This is a genomic window from Streptomyces boninensis (assembly GCF_048572725.1).
GTDB classification, from domain to species: Bacteria; Actinomycetota; Actinomycetes; order Streptomycetales; family Streptomycetaceae; genus Streptomyces; species Streptomyces boninensis.
The window spans coordinates 1,151,026-1,171,209 of record NZ_CP183837.1; the positions used below are offsets into that span (position 1 = coordinate 1,151,026).

Consider the following 20,184-nt stretch of genomic DNA (forward strand, 5'->3'; position numbering starts at 1 on the left):
CGTATGCCCGTATGCCCTTACTCGAACGGCACGTTCACGCACGCCAGGCGGTCGCCCGCGGTGCCCGCCTCGCCCGGCTTGGTGGAGGTGTGGTGCTCGTGCAGGACCACCGACTGCGCCTCGCCGTCGCGGAAGAGCCACTTCTGCTTGGCGCTCGCGGTGGCGTAGCCGCTGGGGTCGGTGTGCAGGTCGAGCCAGACCTCGTTCTTGCGGTTGGCGTACTCGGGGTCGACCGACGGGGTCTCGGGGTCCTTGCGGTTCTGGTAGTGCGGGCCCGCGTCGTCGCCCTTGGGGCCGCATTTGCCAGTGTGGACGTGCACGCCGTACATGCGGTTCGGCTTCATCCCGTGCAGCGCGATCACGACGCCCGTACGGCCGTCCCCGGAGCTCTCGACCACGGCGACTTCGGAGCCCTCGGGCACCAGCGCCGGGTCGTACGTCCGCGCGTCCCCGTCGGAGTCCGCGCCCTCGAACTCGGCGTTGCGCACCAGCCACGCGCCGTCCTGCGGCTCGTCGCTCTGCGCGGCCGCGGGCGGCGCCCAGCCGAAGGCGGCCAGGGCGGTCACCCCCGCGGTGAACGCCGCCGTACGTACGGTCCAGTGCCTGGTCGCCATCGCCTTCACTCCCTTGGGGACGGGTGCTCCGCCGTGCGCGGGTCTATGACCCACCTTCGGCGGGCGTGAAGGCCGGGGCATTCCCGGTGTGCCCCATTCGGGTGATCGTTCCCGTACGGGACGGCGTCAGCGCGGAATCTCCTCTACGTCCCCGAAGCCGGTGCCCTTCTGCCAGCGCAGCCGGGTCAGGGTCTCCACGGACGCGTTGGTGAAGTCGACCGTGCGGCCGGCGTTGGCGGAGCGGATCTTCTCCCAGCCGTCGAAGGAGGGGGTGAAGTGGGTGTCCCACTTGGCGAAGCTGCCGGTGCCGACCGCGGCGATGGACTCGTTCGGCGGCTCGCCGTCCGCGCAGTACAGGGCCCAGTTGGCGCTGGCGGCCACGGTGCGGCCGAAGGCCTTCAGGGTGAGGCTCTGGCAGTGGTCCGTTTTGGTGCGGTACAGCAGCTTGGGAGCGGACCAGCCCTTGGCGGACTTGCTGGTGTGCTGCTCCAGGAGGCCCTCGCGGGGCTTGTAGCCCATCGCGACCTTGCGGCCGTCGGCGAGCTTGACCACCTGGCGGCTCTCGGTCTTCGCGGGCGGGTGGCCGTAGCCGGTGGTTGTGGCGGTGTCGGCGGGCGCTTCTGTCGCCTCGCTCCGGTCCCAGGCGGTGAGCGCCAGGGTCGCCACGGCCAGCGCTGCCGCCGGGAGCGCCGTTCTCCGGACCGTCGTCGCACGCATTCTGAGTCCCCCCTTGGTCGTTGGGTCTGCGCCACTTTAACCGCAGGGGTGCCTTTTTAGACCGTGACCACCGGCTGTGTCCGCTCGTCGCGCCGGACGAGTTCCGCGTAGCGGCCGTCCGCCGCGAGGAGTTCGTCGTGGGTGCCGAGTTCGGCGACGTGGCCGCCGTTCAGTACGGCGATCTGGTCGGCGTCGCGGACGGTGGACAGGCGGTGCGCGATGGTGATGGTCGTACGGCCCGCGGACAGCGCGTCGATGGCCTGCTGGACCGCCCGTTCGGTGCGGGTGTCGAGGGCGCTCGTCGCCTCGTCGAGGATCAGCACCGGCGGGTCGCGCAGGATCGTACGGGCGATGGCCAGGCGCTGCTTCTCGCCGCCGGAGAAGCGGTACCCGCGCTCGCCGACGAGGGTGTCGTAGCCGTCGGGGAGGGAGGCGATGTGGTCGTGGATCTGGGCCGCCTTCGCCGCGGCCGCCAGCTCTTCGTCGGTGGCGTCGGGGCTGGCGAAGCGGAGGTTGTCGGCTACCGAGGCGTGGAAGAGGTACGTCTCCTGGGAGACCACGCCGACCGCGGACGCCAGGGTGTCGAAGGAGAGGTCGCGGACGTCGGTGCCGTCGATGGTGACGCGGCCCGAGGTGACGTCGTAGAGGCGCGGCACCAGATGGCCCAGCGTCGTCTTTCCGGCACCGGTGGCGCCCACGAGGGCCAGCGAACTGCCCGCGGGGACCGTCAGGTCGATGCCGCGGAGGGTCTCTTCGGCGGCGTCCTTGTCGTACCGGAAGCCGACCTGCTCGAAGCGGACGTCGCCGCGGACCTTCGTCAGCGGCACGGGGTTCGCGGGCTCCTCGATGTCGGCCTTGAGGTCGAGGTATTCGAAGATGCGCTGGAAGAGGGCGAGGGACGTCTGCACCTGCACGCCGGTCGACAGCAGGCTGACGGTCGGGCGGAAGAGGCCCTGCTGCAGCGAGACGAAGGCGACGACGGTGCCCAGGGAGATGCCGGGGCCGCCCGCGGACATGGCGATGCCGGCGGCCCAGTAGATGACGGCGGGCATCGCGGCCATGACGACGCCGATGGTGGCCATGCGCCAGCGGCCCGCCATGTTGGACCGCACCTCGAGGCCGACGAGCTGCCGCGACTCGTCCGCGAAGGCCTGCGTGAGGGAGTCGGAGCGGCCCATGGTGCGGCCGAGGACGATGCCGCTGACCGACAGCGACTCGGTCACCTGGGCGGCCATGGCGGCCATCTGCTTCTGCTTCTGCGAGGTGATCTTCTTGCGCTCGCGGCCGACCTTGCGGCTGATCCAGACGAAGAGCGGGAGGAGGAGCAGCGAGACCAGGGTGAGGCGCCAGTCGAGGGCGAGCATGGCGACGACGGTGGCGATGACGCTGGTGGCGTTGGAGACGATCGAGGTCGCGGTGGAGGTGACGGTGGCCTGCATGCCGCCGATGTCGTTGGCGATGCGGGACTGGACCTCGCCGGTGCGGGTCTTGGTGAAGAAGGCGAGCGGCATGCGCTGCAGCTGGGCGTAGACGCCGGTGCGCAGGTCGTGCATGACGCGCTGGCCGACGGTGGTGGAGATGAGGGTCTGCAGGACGCCGAAGACGCCGCCGAGGACGGCGGCGGCGATCATGCCGAGGGCGAGCAGGCTCAGCAGGCCGGTGCGGCCGTCGGGGATCGCGGTGTCGAGGATCTCCTTGAGCAGGAACGGGGTGGCGACCGAGACCAGGGACGCGGCGCCGACGAGGAGGCCGACGACGGCCAGGCGGCCGCGGTACGGGCGGAAGAGGCGGAGGATGCGGCGGACCTGGGCCGGCTGTTCGGGGTCGGGCTCCGGCGGGGTCCACTCGGGGGCGTGGTCGTGGCGGGGCATGTGCCTCCCATAGGGTTCGGTTGCTTCGTGACCTAGTGAGCGTAACTCATTCTTACCTATGCTCACAATGAGCTTGGTCCTGATACGCTCAACACATGCCCCCGACCGATTCTTCCGCCGCCGCCCCCACCCAGGCGGGCGCCGACTCCGCCGTGGCCGACCAGCTGCTGCGCCTGACCCGCCGGCTGCACCGCGCGCAGAAGCGGCACTTCGAACCGCTCGGCATGACCCCCGCCCAGTCCCGGCTGCTGCGCACGGTCGACCACTACGAGACACCGCCCCGGATGGCCGACCTGGCCGCCCGCCTGGAGGTGGTCCCCCGGGCCGTCACCACCCTGGTCGACGCCCTGGAGGAACGCGGCGCCGTCCGCCGCGCCCCCGACCCGTCGAACCGGCGCGTCATCCGCATCGAGCTCACCGGCGAGGGCCGCGCGATGCTCCTGAAGCTGCGCGCCGCGCGCCGCGCCGCCGCGGAGGACATCCTGAAACCCCTGACCGCCCGGCAGCGCGAGCAGCTGGGAGGACTACTCTCCACTTTGGTCGAACCACCGGACGACCACCGCTGCTGAGCCGACGCACGACGCCGAGGAGTCACCGATGCCGCCCCTGCTCGAACCCAGGCCCGGGGCACTCCGCCCGTCCGCCACGCCGGGACCGGCGCCGGACCGGGTACCGGACGAGCAGGCGAGCGGCACCCCTGAGCCGCTGAAGGGCGACCTGACGGCGCTGCTCGGCGCGGACAAGGTGCTCACCAAGATCTCCGACCTGGTGCGCTACGCCTCCGACGCCAGCCCGTACCGCTTCGTACCGCAGGTCGTCGTCGTCGCCGAGACGGCCGCGGACGTGGCGGCGGTGTTCCGGTACGCGCACGAGCACGGCCGCAAGGTCGTCTTCCGGGCGGCGGGGACCTCCCTGAACGGGCAGGCGCAGGGCGAGGACATCCTCGTGGACGTGCGGCAGCACTGGTCGGGCATCGAGGTGATCGAGGCGGCGGACGGCCCGGAGGGCGGCGGCGTGCGCGCCCGCATCCAGCCGGGCACCACGGTCGTACGGGCCAATGCCACCCTCGCGCGGCACGGGCGGGTGCTCGGCCCGGACCCGGCGAGCGCGATCGCGTGCACGCTCGGCGGAGTGGTGGCGAACAACGCGTCCGGGATGACGGCGGGCACGACCCGCAACTCGTACCGGACGCTCGCCTCGCTCACCTTCGTGCTGCCGTCGGGCACGGTGGTCGACACGGGCGCGGCGGACGCGGACGAGCGGCTGGCGGTGGATGAGCCGGAGCTGTGCGCGGGGCTGCTGGCGCTCAAGGACGAGATCGAGGCGGACGCGGAGCTCGTCGCCCGTATCCGCGCCAAGTACGAGATCAAGAACACCAACGGCTACCGGCTCGACGCCTTCCTCGACGGGGCGACGCCGGTGGAGATCATGCGCGGGCTGATGGTGGGCTCCGAGGGCACGCTCGGCTTCATCGCGGAGACGGTCTTCGACGCGCTGCCGCTGCACCGCTCCACTTCGAGTGCACTGCTCTTCTTCCCGACGCTGCAGGCTGCCGCCGCGGCCGTGCCCCTCTTCAACGAGAGCGGCGCTCTCGCCGTGGAGCTGATGGACGGGAACACGCTGCGCGCCTCGGTGAGCGTCGCCGGCGTGCCCGCCGACTGGGCAGCGCTCCCAAAGGAGAGCACTGCTCTCCTCGTGGAGTACCGCGCTCCCGATGAGGAAGCGCTGGCCACATACGAGAGCACCGCTCTCGCCCTCCTCGACCGGCTCGACCTCATTGCCCCCGTCGCCTCCATCGACAACGAGTTCACCCGCGACCCGAAGAAGATCGCCGGATACTGGAAGGCCCGCAAGGCCTTCGTCACCGCCGTCGGCGGCTCCCGCCCCGCCGGCACCACCCTCATCACCGAGGACTTCGCGGTCCCGCCGTCCCGCCTCGCCGACGCCTGCGTGGAGCTCCTCGCCCTGCAGGCCAAGCACGGCTTCGACGCCGCCGTCGCCGGCCACGCCGCCCACGGCAACCTGCACTTCCTCCTCGCCTTCGACGCCGGCAAGCCCGAAGACGTCGACCGGTACGCCGCCTTCATGGACGACTTCTGCACCCTCACCGTCGACCGCTTCGACGGCTCCCTCAAAGCCGAGCACGCCACCGGCCGCAACATCGCCCCCTTCCTGGAGCTGGAGTGGGGCGAGCAGGCCACCACCCTCATGTGGCGCATCAAGGAGCTCATCGACCCGCACGACATGCTCGCCCCCCGCGTCCTCCTCGACCGCGACCCCAAGGCGCACCTGCGCGGCCTCAAGACCATCCCCAAGGTCGAGCTCATCGCCGACCCCTGCATCGAATGCGGCTTCTGCGAGCCGACCTGCCCCAGCAAGGACCTCACCACCACACCCCGCCAACGCATCGTGCTGCGCCGCGAAATGATGCGGCAGCCCAAGAAGGGCGCCGTCACCGGCGAGCTGCTCGACTCGTACGGCTACGACTCCGTGGACACCTGCGCCGGCGACTCCACCTGCAAGCTTGCCTGCCCCGTAGGCATCGACACCGGCCAGATGATGAAGGACTTCCGCCACCAGCGGCACTCCAAGCGCGAGGAGCGCATCGCCACCGCAACGGCCCGCCGCTTCAAGCTCGTCGAGCGCTCCGCCCGCCTCGCGGTCGCCGCCGCCGACAAGATCAGCGACCGCCTCCTCACCGCCACCACCGGCCTCGCCCGCAAGGCCGTACGCCCGGACCTCGTCCCCGAGTGGCTCCCCGAGATCCCCGGCCCCGCCGCCCGCGGCCTCCCGGCGACCCGCCGCGCCGAGGCCGTGGCCGTCTACTACCCGGCCTGCGTCAACCGCATCTTCGGCTCCCCCGGCGACGCCTCCCTCGCCGAAGCCGTCGTCGCCGTCTCCCGCCGCGCCCACAAGCCCGTCTGGATCCCCGACGACGTGGCCGGCACCTGCTGTTCCACCATCTGGCACTCCAAGGGCTACGAGGCCGGCACCCGCCTCATGGCCAACCGCATCATCGAGGCCGCCTGGGGCTGGACCGCGGGCGGCAAGCTGCCGCTCGTCGTCGACGCCTCCTCCTGCACCCTCGGCATCGCCCACGACGTCGTCCCGTACCTCACCGAGGAGAACCTCAAGCTGCACGCGCAGCTGACCGTCCTCGACTCGATCGTCTGGGCCGCCGACGAGCTCCTCCCCCACCTCGCCGTCACCTCCACCGTCAAGTCCGCCGTCGTCCACCCCACCTGCTCCATGCGCCACCTCGGCGACGAGGCGCAGCTGACCGCCGTCGCCGAGGCCGTCGCCGACGAAGTCGTGGTCCCCGACGACGCGGGCTGCTGCGCCTTCGCCGGGGATCGCGGCATGCTGCACCAGGAGCTCACCGCCTCGGCGACGGCCCGCGAGGCGGCCGAGGTGACCTCCCGCCCGTACGACGCCCACCTCTCCGCCAACCGCATGTGCGAGGTCGGCATGGACCACGCCACCGGCCGGAGTTACTACTCCGCGCTGCTCGCGCTGGAGCGGGCCACGCGCCCACGCTGAGCTGATCTGCTTCGTTTGCGCCAAGTCCAAGCATTTGTGCGCAGAATCCATGCACGCCCTCTTGCGCAACACGCACCCCAACGAGCAGGGTCCTGAGCCGAGTTCACCCATTGGATCTCGGACCGGGAGGCACAGTGAGCGAGCAGGGCTTCAGTCGGCGTTCTGTCATACGGGGGGCCGGTGCGGCAGGTGCCGGACTCGGCCTCGGCGGCTTCACCGGCGGCCGGGCGGCCGCCGCCGGCACCGACGGCACCGCTGACACCGGCGGCACCCCCGCCGCCCCGCCCAGGCAGGGCGCCACGATGATCGGCGTCCCGTTCGAGAAGCGCAGCAAGGTCCGGGTCGGCATCGTCGGCCTCGGCAATCGCGGCGGCGGCATGATCGACCTGTTCCTCGCCATCCCCGGCGTGCAAGTAACCGCGCTGTGCGACCCGGTGAAGGACAAGACCGAAAAGGCCGCCAAGAAGGTCACCGACGCGGGCCAGCCGGCGCCCGCCACGTACGTCAAGGGCGACCACGACTTCGAGAAGCTCTGCGAGCGCACCGACGTCGACTTCGTGTACGTGGCCACGCCCTGGGAGTGGCACTTCGAGATGGCCAAGGTGGCGATGCTGAACGGCAAGCACGTCGGCGTCGAGTGTCCGATCGCGATGGAGCTCGGCGAGCTGTGGCAGCTCGTGAACCTCTCCGAGAAGACCCGCCGCCACTGCATGCAGCTGGAGAACTGCGCGTACGGCAAGAACGAGCTGCGGGTGCTGCGGATGGCGCACGCGGGCCTCTTCGGCGACCTGCTGCACGCCGCGGGCGCGTACAACCACGACCTGCGCGGCCTGATGTTCGACCCGGACTACTACGAGGGCCCGTGGCGCCGCCTCTGGCACACCCGCCTCAAGGGCGACCTCTATCCGAACCACGGCTTCGGCCCGACCGCCAACTACATGGACGTCAACCGCGGCGACCGCGTCACCCACATCTCCAGCTTCGGCACCCCGGCGCTCGGCCTCGCCGAGTACCGCAAGGAGCACATGCCGCCGGGCGACCCGAGCTTCAAGGAGACGTACATCGAGTCGGACCGCACCATCAGCCTGGTCCAGACCGCCAAGGGCCGCGTCATCCGCCTCGAACACGACGTGAGCACCCCGCACCCCTACAGCCGCATCAACTCCCTCGGCGGCACCCGCGGCGTCTTCGAGGACTACGAGCCGCGCATCTACCTGGAGCCGGGCCACACCGACGACAAGTGGCACGACTTCGAGGAGTTCGCCGAGTACGACCACTGGCTCTGGAAGGAACACTCCAACCCGCCCGGCGGCCACGGCGGCATGGACTACATCATGATCTTCCGCCTGATGCAGTGCATGCAGCTCGGCCTGGTCCCGGACTTCGACGTCTACGACGCGGTGACCTGGACCTCGCCGGTGCCGCTCAGCCACCTGTCCATCAAGGCGCACGGCGCCCCGCAGCAGATCCCGGACTTCACCCGCGGCGAGTGGAAGAAGAAGCGCGACGGCATCGACTCGGAGAAGCCGGCCTGATTCAGCTCTGCTTGAGCGACGCCCGGTCGCCCATCACGGCGACCGGGTGCTGCTTCGGGTCAAGGGTGCGCAGCAGCGTCGTCATCGCGTCCTTCGACATCGATACGCACCCGGACGTCCCGCTCCCGTGGTCCATGTGGAACCAGATGCTGCCGCCCTTCTTCTGTCCCTGCGGCCGCGTCGGGTCGAGCGGCGAGCGGCCCTTGACCCGGTTGTAGTCGATGGCCACGACCAGGTCGAAGTCGTGCCAATGCGACTTCGGCCAGTAGCGCGGGGCGGTGAAGGCGGAGGTGCGGGCGTACGGGAGCTTCGCGCCGGGATCGGCGAGGACGCCGCCCGCATCGCTCAGCGTGAAGACGCCGACCGGGCTGCGCTTGTCGCCCTCGCGGTGGTTCGGGGTCCAGCCGCGCTTGCCGTTGTGCGCGGCCCAGCGGTGCTCGGCGTGCCACTTCGAGCCCTGCTTCTCGTACAGCACCACCCGCGAGAAGGCGGAGTCCTTGTCATTGCCGTACACGGCGACGAGCTGGCGCGACTCCTTCGGGATCTTGCCGTAGAGAGCCTTCCCGACGCCGGGCAGCGGCTGCGCGGCCGCCTTCGCGGCCTGGCGCTCCTTGCCGGATCCGGCTCCGGCACCGTCGCCGTCGTCCCCGCCCGCCCCGCAGCCGGCGAGCAGCGCCAGGCCGAGGACGGTCGAGGAGATCCGTATCGCACCACGTATCCGCATACGGCCCATGGTCGCACCCGCGCACAAAACCAGTTGAACTGAATCCCCCAAAACGCGAACCTTGGTCGGCCCCCGAACCGAACTCGACCTTTGGTGTGTCATGCAACTTCGCCACCTTCCGTATCCGGACCCCGGCGACCCCGACGTCCGCAACGGATTCCGCTTCCTGGTCTGGCTGGGGCGCATGCAGCTCCGCGGCCAGGTGGCGTCGCTGCTGTGGGGCCTGGTGTGGATGCTGCCCATCGGCCTGCTGCCGGTGCCGATCGGCATGGCCGTGCAGGCCGTCATCGACAAGGACGGCGGCCGGCTGGCCCTCTCCGGCGGGCTGCTGCTGATCCTCGGCGTGCTGCTGACGCTCGGCGACAGCATGCTGCACAAGGCGGCCGTCACCAACTGGCTGTTCGCCGCCTCCCGCACCCAGCAGCTGCTGGCCCGTAAGGCCGCCGATCTCGGCTCGGTGCTGACCCGGCGGGTCGCCGCGGGCGAGGTGGTCGCGGTGTCGACCGGTGACGTGGAGAAGATCGGCTGGTTCGTCGAGTCCTTCTCCCGCTGTACGGCGGCGCTGGTGGCCGCGGTCGTGGTGTGCGCGAGCCTGCTGTTCTACTCGCCCGAGCTGGGCCTGCTGGTCGCGCTAGCGCTGCCGCTGCTGGCCCTGGCGCCGCTGCCGCTGCTGCCGTCCGCGGCCCGCAGGGCCGACGAGCAGCGGGCGAAAGCGGGCCGGGCCACCGAGCTCGCCTCCGACACCGTGGCGGGCCTGCGGGTGCTGCGCGGCATCGGCGGCGAGGAGCTGTTCCTGTCCCGCTACCGCTCGGCCTCCCAGGAGGTCCGCAAGGCCGCCGTGCGCAGCGCCCGGATGTGGGCGCTGATCGCCGCGCTGCAGCGGGCGCTGCCGGGGCTGCTGCTGGTCGCCGTGGTCTGGTACGGGGTGGGCCTGGCCCGCGACGGCCGGATCTCGGTGGGCGAGCTGGTGACCGTGTACGGCTCGGTGACGTTCCTGCTGATGCCGCTGCAGCACTTCTCCGAGATCGCGATGGCCTACTCCTTCTCGAAGCCGTCGGCCAAGCGCGCGGCGCGGGTGCTGGCGCTGCGGCGCAGCACGTCGGGTTCGGGCGCCGAGGCGCCCGCGCCGGGCGGCGACCTGGTCGACCCGGCCAGCGGCGTCACGGCCCCGGCCGGGCTGCTGACCGCGGTGGTGTGCGGCGATCCGGACGCCGCGGGGCGGCTGGCCGAGCGGCTCGGCGGGCATCCGGCCGAGGCCGACGGGACCGGGTCGGCCGAGCTCGGCGGGGTGGCGCTGGACGAGATGCCGCTGGCGCGGGCCCGGGACCTGGTGCTCGTACAGGACAAGGACCCGGTGCTGCTGTCGGGCACGCTCGCCGAGCTGCTCGATGTGCCGGCGTCGGGTCAGGTGAGTGCTGATCAGGCGCTGGACGCCGCGCAGTGCGGCGACGTGCTGGCGGCGCTCGCGCAGGCGTCGGCGGACGAGTCGGGCGATCCGATGCGTACGCACATCACCGAGAAGGGACGTTCCCTCTCAGGCGGCCAGCGGCAGCGGCTCGCGCTGGCCAGGTCGCTGGTGACGGACCCGGAGGTGCTGGTCCTGGACGAGCCGACCTCGGCGGTGGACTCGCATACGGAGGCCCGTATCGCCGAGGGCGTGAAGCGGCTGCGGGCCGGCCGGACGACGGTGGCGTTCACGTCCAGTCCGCTGCTGCTCGACCGGGCGGACCGGGTGGTGCTCGTCGCGGACGGCACGGTGGCCGCCGTGGGCAAGCACCGGGAGCTGCTGCACGCCGAGCCGGCGTACCGCGCGGTGGTCACCCGGGAGACCGAGGAAGAACAGGCGGTGCCGCTCCGTGCGGCCGCCGCGGAGATCGACGAGCTGGAGGAGACGGCATGATCGGGGTGCAGCGTCCGATGGGCCGCTGGCGCGTCCGGCCACCGGAGTACGACCCGGCCGCACCCACGACCGCGACCACGCTCCCGGTCGGCTCGGGCAGGACCGTGAGCGGCTATGTCCGCGAGCTGATCGGGCGGCACCGGCGCGCGTTCATCGTGCTGGTCGCCGTGAACGCGATCGCCGTCATCGCCTCGATGGCCGGGCCCTGGCTGCTCGGCCAGGTGGTCGAGCGGCTGTCGGAGGGCGAGCGGGAACTGCATCTGACCCGCACCATCGTGATCTTCACGGTGGCGCTGGTGGTGCAGGCCATCTTCGTACGGGAGCTGCGGCTGCGCGGCTCGATGCTGGGCGAGCGGATGCTGGCGGACCTGCGCGAGGACTTCCTCGTCCGGTCCGTCGGCCTGCCGCCCGGCGTGCTGGAGCGGGCCGGCACGGGTGACCTGCTGTCCCGTATCACCACGGACATCGACCGTCTTGCGAATGCCATGCGCGAGGCGGTGCCGCAGCTGACCATCGGCGTGGTGTGGGTCGGGCTGCTGCTCGGCGCGCTCACGGTGACGGCGCCGCCGCTGGCCATCTCGGTGGTGCTGGCCGCGCCGGTGCTGCTGTTCGGCTGCCGCTGGTACTTCAAGCGGGCGCCGAGCGCGTACCGCTCGGAGGCCGCCGGCTATGCGGCGGTGGCCGCGGCGCTGACCGAGACGGTCGAGGCGGGTCGTACGGTCGAGGCGCACGGCCTCGGCGAGCGGCGGGTGGGCTTCTCCGACACCCGGGTCAGGCAGTGGCTGGGCTGGGAGCGCTACACGCTCTATCTGCGCTGCATGTTCTTCCCGGTCTTCAACGCGACGCACCTGGTGATCATGGGCTCGGTGCTGATGCTCGGCGGCTGGTTCGTCCTCGAAGGCTGGATGTCCGTCGGGCAGCTGACCACGGGCGCGCTGCTCGCGCAGATGCTCGCGGAGCCGGTCGGGATGATCCTGCGCTGGTACGACGAGCTGCAGGTCGCGGGCGTGTCGATGGCCCGGCTCGTGGGCGTACGGGAGATCGAGGCGGACGCGGGTGACGGGCGGCTGACGCCTGAGGGCCGCGATGTGCACGCCGACGAGGTGCGCTTCGGCTACCTCGAGGGCGCGGACGTGCTGCACGACGTGTCGATGCAGGTGCCGCAGGGCACCCGGCTCGCGCTCGTCGGCCCGTCCGGTGCGGGCAAGTCGACGCTCGGCCGGCTGCTCGCGGGCATCTACTCGCCGCGCCGCGGCGAGGTCACCCTCGGCGGCGCCGAGCTGGCGCGGATGCCGGCGGAGCGGGTACGGGAGCACGTGGCCCTGGTCAACCAGGAGCACCACGTCTTCGTCGGCTCGCTGCGCGACAACCTGCGCCTCGCGCGGGACGGCGCCACCGACGCCGAACTGTGGGCGGCGCTGGGCGCGGTGGACGCGTCGGACTGGACGCGGTCCCTGGACGACGGCCTCGACACCGAGGTCGGCTCCGGCGGCTTCGCCCTGACCCCGGCACAGGCCCAGCAGATAGCGCTCGCCCGGCTGGTCCTCGCGGACCCGCACACGCTCGTACTGGACGAGGCCACCTCGCTCCTGGACCCGCGCGCCGCGCGGCACCTGGAGCGCTCCCTGGCCCGCGTCCTGGACGGCCGCACGGTGGTGGCCATCGCCCACCGCCTGCACACCGCGCACGACGCGGATGTGATCGCGGTGGTCGAGGAGGGGCGGATCAGCGAGCTGGGCTCGCACGATGAGCTGGTGGCGGCGGACGGCGCTTATGCGGCGCTGTGGCGGTCCTGGCACGGGTAGCGGCACCCCGCCCTCCTCCGGTCTCTCCGGGGGAGGGCGTCCCGCTAGGCGGGACGGGCTGGCCCGGGACGTTTCCGCACCCGCCCTCCAGCCGGCACCGAGACCGACCGGCGCGCTACCCGATAACCCCCATGGCCGACAGGCCACCCGCCGCCCCGAGCAGCATGAAGGCCGGGCTCAGCACCTTCAGCTCGACCCAGCTGCCCGCCCGGAAGCGCATGAACTCCGGCGGGCCCAGCGGATACCAGCGCTTGCGGCCTATCGGCACCGGCCACAGGATCGGGCACCCGGACACCGTCAGCGCGTCGCCGACGCAGTGCACCAGCGAGCCGAGCACGATCGGCAGCCCCAGCCACAGGTACTCCTGGCCGGGCTCGGCGAACAGCCAGTCGGAGCCCTTGCCCGGCTGGTCGAGCACGCCCGCGAGGATCCACGCCGCGGCCGCGCCGAGCAGCCATACCAGAATGTCGCTCGACATGCGGGCCGCGCGCCACAGCAGCCCCTCGATGGCCAGCACCATGTGTACGAAGAGGATGAAGAGCACCGCCCAGCGGCCGCCGAGCACCGCGAGCGCCGAAAAGCCGACGCCCATCAGCGCCGCCCAGAGCCAGGTGTGCGTCAGGGTCCGATGGCCGCCGGAGCGGCGCGAGTCGCCGGGCTTGCGGGTGGCCTTGTAGACGGCGGACGACAGGTTGTCGATGATCCCGCACAGCATCCGCGACAGCGGCCCGAAGGCCCGCGATATCGTCGCCGACTTGTGGTCCAGGTCGGGCGCCAGCGCCGCGCCCGAACAGATCAGCGCGCCGACCACCAGCACCGGCCACGGCATCCCGTGCCCCGCGGCCGTCGCCGCCGCACCCACTCCCAGCCACGCGGCCGCCCCCGAAAGCGAATGCGCCGGACCCATCATGCGTAACCCACCCCTATACAGCTGTCCCGTGCCGTCGGCGGCACCTTAGCGTGGATGATCTTCGGTGCGGAGGGCGGTTCCCCGGATCGGGACCGAAGAAGGCAAGATGGGGGGCGTGACCCTTATCGATCAGCTGCCGCCGACCGCCGACCCCGACGCCCTCTTCGAAGCCTTCTCGGGCTGGGCCGAGGAGCGGGGCATCTCCCTGTACCCCGCACAGGAGGAGGCGCTGATCGAGGTGGTCTCAGGTGCGAACGTCATCCTGAGCACCCCCACCGGCTCCGGCAAGTCGCTCGTCGCCGCCGGCGCCCACTTCGCCGCCCTCGCGGCCGACAAGGTCACCTTCTACACCGCGCCGATCAAGGCCCTGGTCAGCGAGAAGTTCTTCGAGCTGTGCAAGATGTTCGGCACCGAGAACGTCGGCATGCTCACCGGCGACGCCTCCGTCAACGCCGACGCCCCCGTCATCTGCTGCACCGCCGAGGTGCTCGCCTCGATCGCGCTGCGCGACGGCAAGGACGCGGACATCGGCCAGGTGGTGATGGACGAGTTCCACTTCTATGCGGAGGGCGACCGCGGCTGGGCCTGGCAGATCCCGCTGCTGGAGCTGCCGCAGGCGCAGTTCATCCTCATGTCGGCGACGCTCGGCGACGTCTCCCGCTTCGAGGAAGACCTCACGCGTCGCACGGGCCGGCCCACCGCGGTCGTACGGTCCGCGACCCGCCCGGTGCCGCTGTCGTACGAATATCAGCGCACGCCGATGACGGAGACCCTGACCGAGCTGCTGGGCTCCCAGCAAGCCCCGGTGTACATCGTGCACTTCACCCAGGCGCAGGCGGTGGAGCGCGCCCAGGCGCTCATGAGCATCAACATGTGCACCAAGGAGGAGAAGCAGCAGATCGCCGACATGATCGGCAACTTCCGCTTCACCACCCGCTTCGGCAAGAACCTCTCCCGCTACGTCCGGCACGGCATCGGCGTGCACCACGCCGGCATGCTGCCCAAGTACCGCCGCCTGGTGGAGAAGCTGGCGCAGGCCGGGCTGCTGAAGGTCATCTGCGGCACGGACACGCTGGGCGTCGGCGTCAACGTGCCCATCCGCACGGTGCTGTTCACGGCGCTCACGAAGTACGACGGCAACCGCGTCCGTACGCTCAGGGCCCGCGAATTCCACCAGATCGCGGGCCGCGCGGGCCGGGCCGGCTTCGATACCGCGGGCCTCGTCGTCGCCCAGGCGCCCGAGCACGTCATCGAGAACGACAAGGCCCTCGCCAAGGCGGGCGACGATCCGAAGAAGCGCCGCAAGGTGGTCAGGAAGAAGGCGCCCGAGGGCTTCGTCAACTGGAGCGAGGACACCTTCAAGAAGCTCATCGACTCCGAGCCGGAGCCGCTGACCTCCCGCTTCCGCGTCACCCACGCGATGCTGCTGTCGGTGATCGCCCGCCCGGGCAACGCCTTCGAGGCGATGCGCCACCTCCTGGAGGACAACCACGAGCCCCGCAAGGCGCAGCTCCGGCACATCCGCCGCGCCATCGCCATCTACCGTTCACTGCTCGACGGCGGCGTGGTGGAGCAGCTCGACAAGCCGGACGCCGACGGCCGCATCGTCCGCCTGACGGTGGACCTGCAGGAGAACTTCGCGCTGAACCAGCCGCTGTCCACCTTCGCCCTCGCCACCTTCGACGTCCTCGACCCGGAGTCCCCCTCGTACGCCCTCGACATGGTCTCGGTCGTCGAGTCCACGCTGGACGACCCGCGGCAGATCCTGCACGCCCAGCAGAACAAGGCCAAGGGCGAGGCGGTCGCGCAGATGAAGGCGGACGGGGTCGAGTACGAGGACCGGATGGAGCGGCTGATGGATATCTCGTATCCGAAGCCCCTCGAAGAGCTGCTCTTCCACGCGTACGGCCTCTACCGCAAGGACCACCCGTGGGTCGGCGACCATCCGCTGTCGCCGAAGTCGGTCATCCGCGACATGTACGAGCGGGCGATGACCTTCAGCGAGTTCGTGTCCTTTTACGAGCTGGCGCGGACCGAAGGCATCGTGCTGCGCTATCTCGCCTCCGCGTACAAGGCCCTTGAGCACACCGTCCCGGACGAGAAGAAGTCCGAGGAATTCCAGGACATCATCGCCTGGCTCGGCGAGATGGTGCGCCAGGTGGACTCCTCGCTGCTGGACGAGTGGGAGCAGCTGGCGAACCCGGAGGAGGAGTCCGCGGAGGAGGCGATGGAGCACGCGGACGAGGTCAAGCCGGTCACGGCCAACGCCCGCGCCTTCCGCGTCCTGGTCCGCAACGCCCTCTTCCGCCGCGTGGAGCTGGCCGCGCTCGACAACGCCGACGAACTCGGCGCGATGGACGAGGAGTCGGGCTGGGACGCCGAGCGGTGGGGCGAGGCCCTGGATGCGTACTGGGACGAGTACGAGGACCTGGGCACAGGGCCGGACGCCCGCGGCCCGAAGCTGCTGCAGATCACCGAGGACGTTCAGCACGGCCTGTGGCGGGTCCGGCAGACCTTCGACGACCCGAACGGCGACCACGACTGGGGCATCAGCGGCGAGGTCGACCTGGCGGCGTCGGACGCGGAGGGGCGCGCGGTGGTGCGGGTGACCGATGTGGGGCGGCTGACGGCCTAGCGCACCTTGCGGAAGAGCCCTTCCTGCATCACGGATACGAGCAGATTGCCCCCGCGGTCGAAGATCTGGCCGCGGGCGAGGCCGCGTCCGCCGGTGGCGATCGGCGACTCCTGCTCGTAAAGGAACCACTCATCGGCCCGGAACGGCCGGTGAAACCACATCGCATGGTCGAGCGACGCCATGTCGAAGCCGCGCGGCCCCCACAGCGGCTCGATCGGCAGCCGGACGGCGTCGAGCAGCGTCATGTCGGACGCGTACGTGACGGCGCAGGTGTGCACCAGCGGATCGTCGCCGAGGTGGCCGAGCGCCCGCATCCATACGGCGCTGCGCGGCTCGACGCCCTCCAGCTCCTCGCGGGTCCAGCGCAGCCGGTCCACGTACCGGATGTCGAAGGACTGGCGGCGCTCCATGCGCTGCATGGCCTGCGGGAGTTCGCCGAGGTGGTCGCGCATCTCGTCGGCGAGACGGGGCAGCGACTCCGGCTCGGGCACGTCGGGCATCGCCGTCTGGTGCTCGAAGCCGGGCTCGGGGAGGTGGAAGGAGGCGGTGAGGTTGAAGATCGTCTTGCCTTGCTGGACGGCGACCACCCGGCGGGTGGTGAAGGAGCGGCCGTCGCGGACCCGCTCCACCTGGTAGACGATCGGCACGCCCGGGATGCCGGGCCGCAGGAAGTAGGCGTGCAGCGAGTGCACCGGCCGGTCGCCCTCGGTGGTGCGGCCGGCCGCGACGAGCGCCTGCCCGGCGACCTGGCCGCCGAAGACGCGCTGCAGCGACTCCTCGGGACTGCGGCCGCGGAAGATATTGACCTCGATCTGCTCCAGATCGAGCAGGTCGACGAGGCGGTCGGCCGGGTTGGTGGGGTTCGTCATGGGGGCTCACCATACGCTTTCCCCCGAGGAGGAGAGGCTGATGGCACGAGTGGGGCTGTCCGCCGACCGGCTGGTCCGGGCGGCGGCGGAGCTGGCCGACGAGACGGGCTTCGACCAGGTGACGCTGACGGCGCTGGCCAAGCGCTTCGACGTCAAGGTCGCGAGCCTGTACGCGCACCTGCGGAACTCGCAGGACCTGCGCACCCGGCTGGCGCTGCTCGCCCTGGAGGAGCTCGCCGACCGGGCCGGCGACGCGCTGGCAGGACGGGCGGGCCGAGACGCCCTGGCCGCCCTCGGCGGCGTCTACCGCGACTACGCCCACGAACACCCCGGCCGCTGGGCCGCCGCCCAGCAGCGCCTCTCCCCCGAGGACGCCGCCGCGAGCGCGGGCCCGAAGCACGCCCAGATGACGCGGGCGATCCTGCGCGCCTACGACATCGAGGAGCCGGACCAGACGCATGCCGTACGGCTGCTGGGCAGCGTCTTCAGCGGCTACGTCGGCCTGGAAATGGGCGGCGGCTTCGACCACAGCGCACCCGACACGGACGAGACCTGGTCGCGGATCATGGACGCCCTCGACGCACTGCTGCGCAACTGGCCGCCGCCCGCCCCCGTCACCAAAGCGCCCGGACAGCACGCCTAGCCCCGACGACGGAACCACGCCCATCCGCGTCGCGCCCCGCTGCCGTCCCCGACGGGCGGCAGCGGTCCGGGCGCTGCGCTGCTCTCGCGGGCTTCGTCCAGGGACATGGCGAGGCTGAGGCGATACCAGAGCACCTCGTCCTCCGTGTCCGCCCGGGCGAGGTCCGACGCGACGTCGAGCGCCGCGGCGCTGCCGCCGGTGACCGGGGCGGCCAGCTCGGATCGCAGGCTCATCAGATGCGCCCGCTCCCGCGGATCGTCGACGACCTCCGCCACATCGTCGGGGTGCAGCAGGGCGGCCGCACAGGCCGCCCGCTCCCACGGGCCCGAGGCCGATTCCGACAGGCCCGCGAAATGTCGCGCCCGCCAGCCGCGCGGGCGCCAGTCGGACCGCTGCTCCAGCAGGGCCCGGACGCCCGGTGGGAACGGGCCGCTCAGCAGGCCTGGTTCCCCCGCCGCGAAGGCCTCCAGCTCGCTCGCCAGATACAGCCACACCACCGCGCGGTACCGATTCACATAGAAGCGCACCGGCTCGAAACAGCCCGCCTTGGCCAGGCGGAGAAAGCGCGTGGGCGGCACGCCCATCAGCTCCGCTCCCTCACGCGTGCCCACCAGCCGCAGGCGGCTGCGCAGCGCCTCGGGGAAGCCCTCGCCGGCGCGCAGCCGCTCGATCTCCGCCACCGGCACCCGCAGCACTCCCGAGTCCCGCCGCGCGCCCGCGATCAGGCCCAGGTCCACCGCCAGCGCCAGCTCGCCCGTCTTGAGCCCGAGCTCCCCCGCGGCCCGCCGCAGACCGGCCATCGCCGCGCTTCCCGCCGGCGCCGCCACCGTCTTCACACCCATCGCGATCCCCCGCTTCCCGCTTCCATTCGGTTGCTTTCCGAAGCGAAGTTACGGACCGCGGCAGACACGGACGACCCCCTGTGGATAACTTGAGATCATGGCTCATCAGATGACCAAGGACGAGTGGCAGGCCTTCGTCTCGGAAGGCACCCGCACCGCCAAGCTCGCCACCGTGCGCGCCGACGGCAGCCCGCACGTGGCCCCGGTGTGGTTCGTCCTCGACGGCGACGACGTCCTGTTCAACACCGGCGTCGACACCGTCAAGGGCCGCAACCTCGCCCGCGACGGCCGCGTCGCCCTCAGCATCGACGACGACAACCCGCCCTTCTCGTTCGTCACCCTCTTCGGCCGCGCCGAACTCTCCGAGGACCCGGCCGACCTGCGCAGCTCGGCCACCCGTATCGGCGGCCGCTACATGGGGCAGGACCGCGCCGAGGAGTTCGGCACCCGCAACGGCGTCCCCGGGGAGCTGCTGGTCCGCGTAAAGGTCGAGAAGGTCATCGCCCAGGCGGACCTCGCCGGCTGACCGCCCGCGCACTGCACCGGCTGACCGCCTACCCCACGACCTCCGACTCCTCCGCCCCATCGAGCAGCCGCTGGGTATACATCCGCCCGGCGTACTCGACGAGCCGGATGAGCACCTCCTTCCCGGAATCCTTGTCCCGGGCGTCGCACAGCACCACCGGCGTGCCCTTGTCCAGGTCGAGCGCGCGCGAGACCTCGTGCGCGCCGTAAGTACGGGAGCCGGGGAAGCAGTTCACCGCGACCAGGAACGGGATGCTGCGGTGCTCGAAGTAGTCCACCGCCGGGAAGCAGTCCTGGAGCCTGCGGGTGTCCGCGAGCACCACCGCGCCGAGCGCGCCGGTGGCCAGCTCGTCCCACAGGAACCAGAAGCGGTCCTGCCCAGGCGTGCCGAACAGATACACCGCGAGCCCGCTCCTGATGGTGATCCGCCCGAAGTCCATGGCGACGGTCGTCGTGGTCTTCTGGCCGACCCCGCCCAGGTCGTCCACCGTCTGCCCGGCCTCGCTGAGCTGCTCCTCGGTGCGCAGCGGCCGGATCTCGCTGACGGAGCCGACCAGCGTGGTCTTGCCCACCCCGAAGCCCCCGGCGACCAGGATCTTCAGCGCCAGGGCGTCTTCGGTCGGGCGGGCCGCTCGATCAGAGCGCGCGGAGTCCATCGATCACTTCTCTCAGGATCTTCTCGTCAGGCAGCTGGGCCGGCGGGACCGGCCTGCGCACGGTGATGTAGCCGAGTTCGAGCAGGTCGCCGAGGAGCACCCGGATCACGCCGACGGGCAGGTCGGTGTCGGCCGCCAGCTCGGCGACCGACTGCGTCTCGATGCGGCACAGCTTGATCAAGGACCGGTGCTCGGGCCCGAGCGCCGTCTCCTCGCCATGCCCCAGGGCCCCCTCGTCCACGTCGATCAGCGCGATGAAGTCGAAGCGTACGCTCGTCGGTCCCGGCCTGGTGCGGCCGCCCGTCATCGCGTACGGGCGGACCAGCGGTCCGGCCTCGGCGTCGTACCAGTGGCTGCCCTGCGGCGGCGTGCCGGGTGGCTGCGAAGTCATATCGGCC

At 71.4% G+C, this 20,184-nt stretch carries 17 protein-coding genes; 8 read left to right on the forward strand and 9 right to left on the reverse strand.

The window, feature by feature from the left end; all coding sequences use genetic code 11:
- Positions 1 to 17 precede the first annotated feature (17 nt).
- The 3 genes from ACNNMR_RS05130 to ACNNMR_RS05140 all read right to left on the reverse strand — a co-directional run bounded on the left by ACNNMR_RS05130 (position 18) and on the right by ACNNMR_RS05140 (position 3,202).
- Positions 18 to 614, reverse strand: coding sequence for a superoxide dismutase family protein (locus tag ACNNMR_RS05130; protein ID WP_419993310.1), 597 nt, complete (start codon positions 612 to 614; stop codon positions 18 to 20).
- 126 nt (positions 615 to 740) lie between these two features.
- Positions 741 to 1,331: a hypothetical protein gene (locus ACNNMR_RS05135; RefSeq protein WP_419993311.1), complete on the reverse strand. Its 591-nt coding sequence runs from the start codon at positions 1,329 to 1,331 to the stop codon at positions 741 to 743.
- A 56-nt stretch (positions 1,332 to 1,387) separates the two neighbouring features.
- On the reverse strand, positions 1,388 to 3,202 hold the full coding sequence (locus ACNNMR_RS05140) for an ABC transporter ATP-binding protein (RefSeq protein WP_419993312.1): 1,815 nt from the start codon (positions 3,200 to 3,202) through the stop codon (positions 1,388 to 1,390).
- Between the two features lie 95 nt (positions 3,203 to 3,297).
- Between ACNNMR_RS05140 and ACNNMR_RS05145 the strand changes: the two genes are divergently transcribed.
- The 3 genes from ACNNMR_RS05145 to ACNNMR_RS05155 all read left to right on the forward strand — a co-directional run bounded on the left by ACNNMR_RS05145 (position 3,298) and on the right by ACNNMR_RS05155 (position 8,277).
- On the forward strand, positions 3,298 to 3,771 hold the full coding sequence (locus ACNNMR_RS05145; protein ID WP_419993313.1) for a MarR family winged helix-turn-helix transcriptional regulator: 474 nt from the start codon (positions 3,298 to 3,300) through the stop codon (positions 3,769 to 3,771).
- Between the two features lie 28 nt (positions 3,772 to 3,799).
- Positions 3,800 to 6,742, forward strand: a complete 2,943-nt coding sequence (locus ACNNMR_RS05150) for an FAD-binding and (Fe-S)-binding domain-containing protein (RefSeq protein ID WP_419993314.1) — start codon at positions 3,800 to 3,802, stop codon at positions 6,740 to 6,742.
- Positions 6,743 to 6,876: 134 nt separating this feature from the next.
- On the forward strand, positions 6,877 to 8,277 hold the full coding sequence (locus ACNNMR_RS05155; protein WP_419993315.1) for a Gfo/Idh/MocA family protein: 1,401 nt from the start codon (positions 6,877 to 6,879) through the stop codon (positions 8,275 to 8,277).
- A gap of 1 nt (position 8,278) precedes the next feature.
- Here the strand turns inward: ACNNMR_RS05155 and ACNNMR_RS05160 are convergent, their stop codons facing one another.
- Positions 8,279 to 9,001, reverse strand: coding sequence for a L,D-transpeptidase family protein (locus ACNNMR_RS05160; RefSeq protein WP_419993316.1), 723 nt, complete (start codon positions 8,999 to 9,001; stop codon positions 8,279 to 8,281).
- A 100-nt stretch (positions 9,002 to 9,101) separates the two neighbouring features.
- On the opposite strand from ACNNMR_RS05160, the gene ACNNMR_RS05165 reads away from it, so the two are divergent.
- Together ACNNMR_RS05165 and ACNNMR_RS05170 are read left to right on the forward strand one after the other, a co-directional pair.
- Complete coding sequence (locus ACNNMR_RS05165) at positions 9,102 to 10,901, forward strand: ABC transporter transmembrane domain-containing protein (protein WP_419993317.1); 1,800 nt, start codon at positions 9,102 to 9,104, stop codon at positions 10,899 to 10,901.
- Positions 10,902 to 10,918: 17 nt separating this feature from the next.
- The gene (locus ACNNMR_RS05170; protein WP_420000267.1) at positions 10,919 to 12,706 is read left to right on the forward strand and encodes an ABC transporter ATP-binding protein; all 1,788 of its coding nucleotides are present in this window, start codon (positions 10,919 to 10,921) and stop codon (positions 12,704 to 12,706) included.
- A gap of 115 nt (positions 12,707 to 12,821) precedes the next feature.
- Here ACNNMR_RS05170 and ACNNMR_RS05175 read toward each other — a convergent pair whose 3' ends face one another.
- Entirely contained in the window at positions 12,822 to 13,616 is a 795-nt protein-coding gene (locus ACNNMR_RS05175; RefSeq protein WP_419993318.1) for a metal-dependent hydrolase, read from the reverse strand.
- A gap of 115 nt (positions 13,617 to 13,731) precedes the next feature.
- Between ACNNMR_RS05175 and ACNNMR_RS05180 the strand changes: the two genes are divergently transcribed.
- On the forward strand, positions 13,732 to 16,251 hold the full coding sequence (locus tag ACNNMR_RS05180) for a DEAD/DEAH box helicase (protein ID WP_419993319.1): 2,520 nt from the start codon (positions 13,732 to 13,734) through the stop codon (positions 16,249 to 16,251).
- Here ACNNMR_RS05180 and tesB read toward each other — a convergent pair.
- The gene (gene tesB / locus ACNNMR_RS05185) at positions 16,248 to 17,120 is read right to left on the reverse strand and encodes an acyl-CoA thioesterase II (RefSeq protein ID WP_419993320.1); all 873 of its coding nucleotides are present in this window, start codon (positions 17,118 to 17,120) and stop codon (positions 16,248 to 16,250) included. The genes ACNNMR_RS05180 and tesB overlap by 4 nt on opposite strands.
- A 40-nt stretch (positions 17,121 to 17,160) precedes the next feature.
- Here tesB and ACNNMR_RS05190 point away from each other — a divergent pair, with 40 nt between their 5' ends.
- Positions 17,161 to 17,763, forward strand: coding sequence for a TetR/AcrR family transcriptional regulator (locus tag ACNNMR_RS05190; RefSeq protein ID WP_419993321.1), 603 nt, complete (start codon positions 17,161 to 17,163; stop codon positions 17,761 to 17,763).
- Here the strand turns inward: ACNNMR_RS05190 and ACNNMR_RS05195 are convergent.
- Positions 17,760 to 18,605 carry a DUF6397 family protein gene (locus ACNNMR_RS05195; protein ID WP_419993322.1) on the reverse strand — a complete coding sequence of 282 codons (846 nt, stop codon included), beginning with the start codon at positions 18,603 to 18,605 and terminating at the stop codon, positions 17,760 to 17,762. The genes ACNNMR_RS05190 and ACNNMR_RS05195 overlap by 4 nt on opposite strands.
- A 97-nt stretch (positions 18,606 to 18,702) precedes the next feature.
- Between ACNNMR_RS05195 and ACNNMR_RS05200 the strand changes: the two genes are divergently transcribed.
- Positions 18,703 to 19,131 (forward strand): PPOX class F420-dependent oxidoreductase, encoded by a 429-nt coding sequence (locus ACNNMR_RS05200; RefSeq protein ID WP_419993323.1) that lies wholly within the window; start codon positions 18,703 to 18,705, stop codon positions 19,129 to 19,131.
- A gap of 28 nt (positions 19,132 to 19,159) precedes the next feature.
- Here the strand turns inward: ACNNMR_RS05200 and ACNNMR_RS05205 are convergent, their stop codons facing one another.
- Both ACNNMR_RS05205 and ACNNMR_RS05210 read right to left on the reverse strand, forming a co-directional pair.
- Positions 19,160 to 19,786: a GTP-binding protein gene (locus ACNNMR_RS05205; RefSeq protein WP_419993324.1), complete on the reverse strand. Its 627-nt coding sequence runs from the start codon at positions 19,784 to 19,786 to the stop codon at positions 19,160 to 19,162.
- The gene (locus ACNNMR_RS05210; RefSeq protein ID WP_419993325.1) at positions 19,767 to 20,177 is read right to left on the reverse strand and encodes a DUF742 domain-containing protein; all 411 of its coding nucleotides are present in this window, start codon (positions 20,175 to 20,177) and stop codon (positions 19,767 to 19,769) included. The genes ACNNMR_RS05205 and ACNNMR_RS05210 overlap by 20 nt, the downstream gene beginning before the upstream one ends.
- Positions 20,178 to 20,184: the final 7 nt, after the last annotated feature.

Bases quoted from the DNA above. Each gene is read 5' to 3' on its own strand.
- ACNNMR_RS05130 (WP_419993310.1), bottom strand. From the start codon at position 614: ATGGCGACCAGGCACTGGACCGTACGTACGGCGGCGTTCACCGCGGGG.
- ACNNMR_RS05135 (WP_419993311.1), bottom strand. From the start codon at position 1,331: ATGCGTGCGACGACGGTCCGGAGAACGGCGCTCCCGGCGGCAGCGCTG.
- ACNNMR_RS05140 (WP_419993312.1), bottom strand. From the start codon at position 3,202: ATGCCCCGCCACGACCACGCCCCCGAGTGGACCCCGCCGGAGCCCGAC.
- ACNNMR_RS05145 (WP_419993313.1), top strand. From the start codon at position 3,298: ATGCCCCCGACCGATTCTTCCGCCGCCGCCCCCACCCAGGCGGGCGCC.
- ACNNMR_RS05150 (WP_419993314.1), top strand. From the start codon at position 3,800: ATGCCGCCCCTGCTCGAACCCAGGCCCGGGGCACTCCGCCCGTCCGCC.
- ACNNMR_RS05160 (WP_419993316.1), bottom strand. From the start codon at position 9,001: ATGCGGATACGTGGTGCGATACGGATCTCCTCGACCGTCCTCGGCCTG.
- ACNNMR_RS05165 (WP_419993317.1), top strand. From the start codon at position 9,102: ATGCAACTTCGCCACCTTCCGTATCCGGACCCCGGCGACCCCGACGTC.
- ACNNMR_RS05170 (WP_420000267.1), top strand. From the start codon at position 10,919: ATGGGCCGCTGGCGCGTCCGGCCACCGGAGTACGACCCGGCCGCACCC.
- ACNNMR_RS05175 (WP_419993318.1), bottom strand. From the start codon at position 13,616: ATGATGGGTCCGGCGCATTCGCTTTCGGGGGCGGCCGCGTGGCTGGGA.
- tesB (WP_419993320.1), bottom strand. From the start codon at position 17,120: ATGACGAACCCCACCAACCCGGCCGACCGCCTCGTCGACCTGCTCGAT.
- ACNNMR_RS05190 (WP_419993321.1), top strand. From the start codon at position 17,161: ATGGCACGAGTGGGGCTGTCCGCCGACCGGCTGGTCCGGGCGGCGGCG.
- ACNNMR_RS05195 (WP_419993322.1), bottom strand. From the start codon at position 18,605: ATGGGTGTGAAGACGGTGGCGGCGCCGGCGGGAAGCGCGGCGATGGCC.
- ACNNMR_RS05200 (WP_419993323.1), top strand. From the start codon at position 18,703: ATGGCTCATCAGATGACCAAGGACGAGTGGCAGGCCTTCGTCTCGGAA.
- ACNNMR_RS05205 (WP_419993324.1), bottom strand. From the start codon at position 19,786: ATGGACTCCGCGCGCTCTGATCGAGCGGCCCGCCCGACCGAAGACGCC.
- ACNNMR_RS05210 (WP_419993325.1), bottom strand. From the start codon at position 20,177: ATGACTTCGCAGCCACCCGGCACGCCGCCGCAGGGCAGCCACTGGTAC.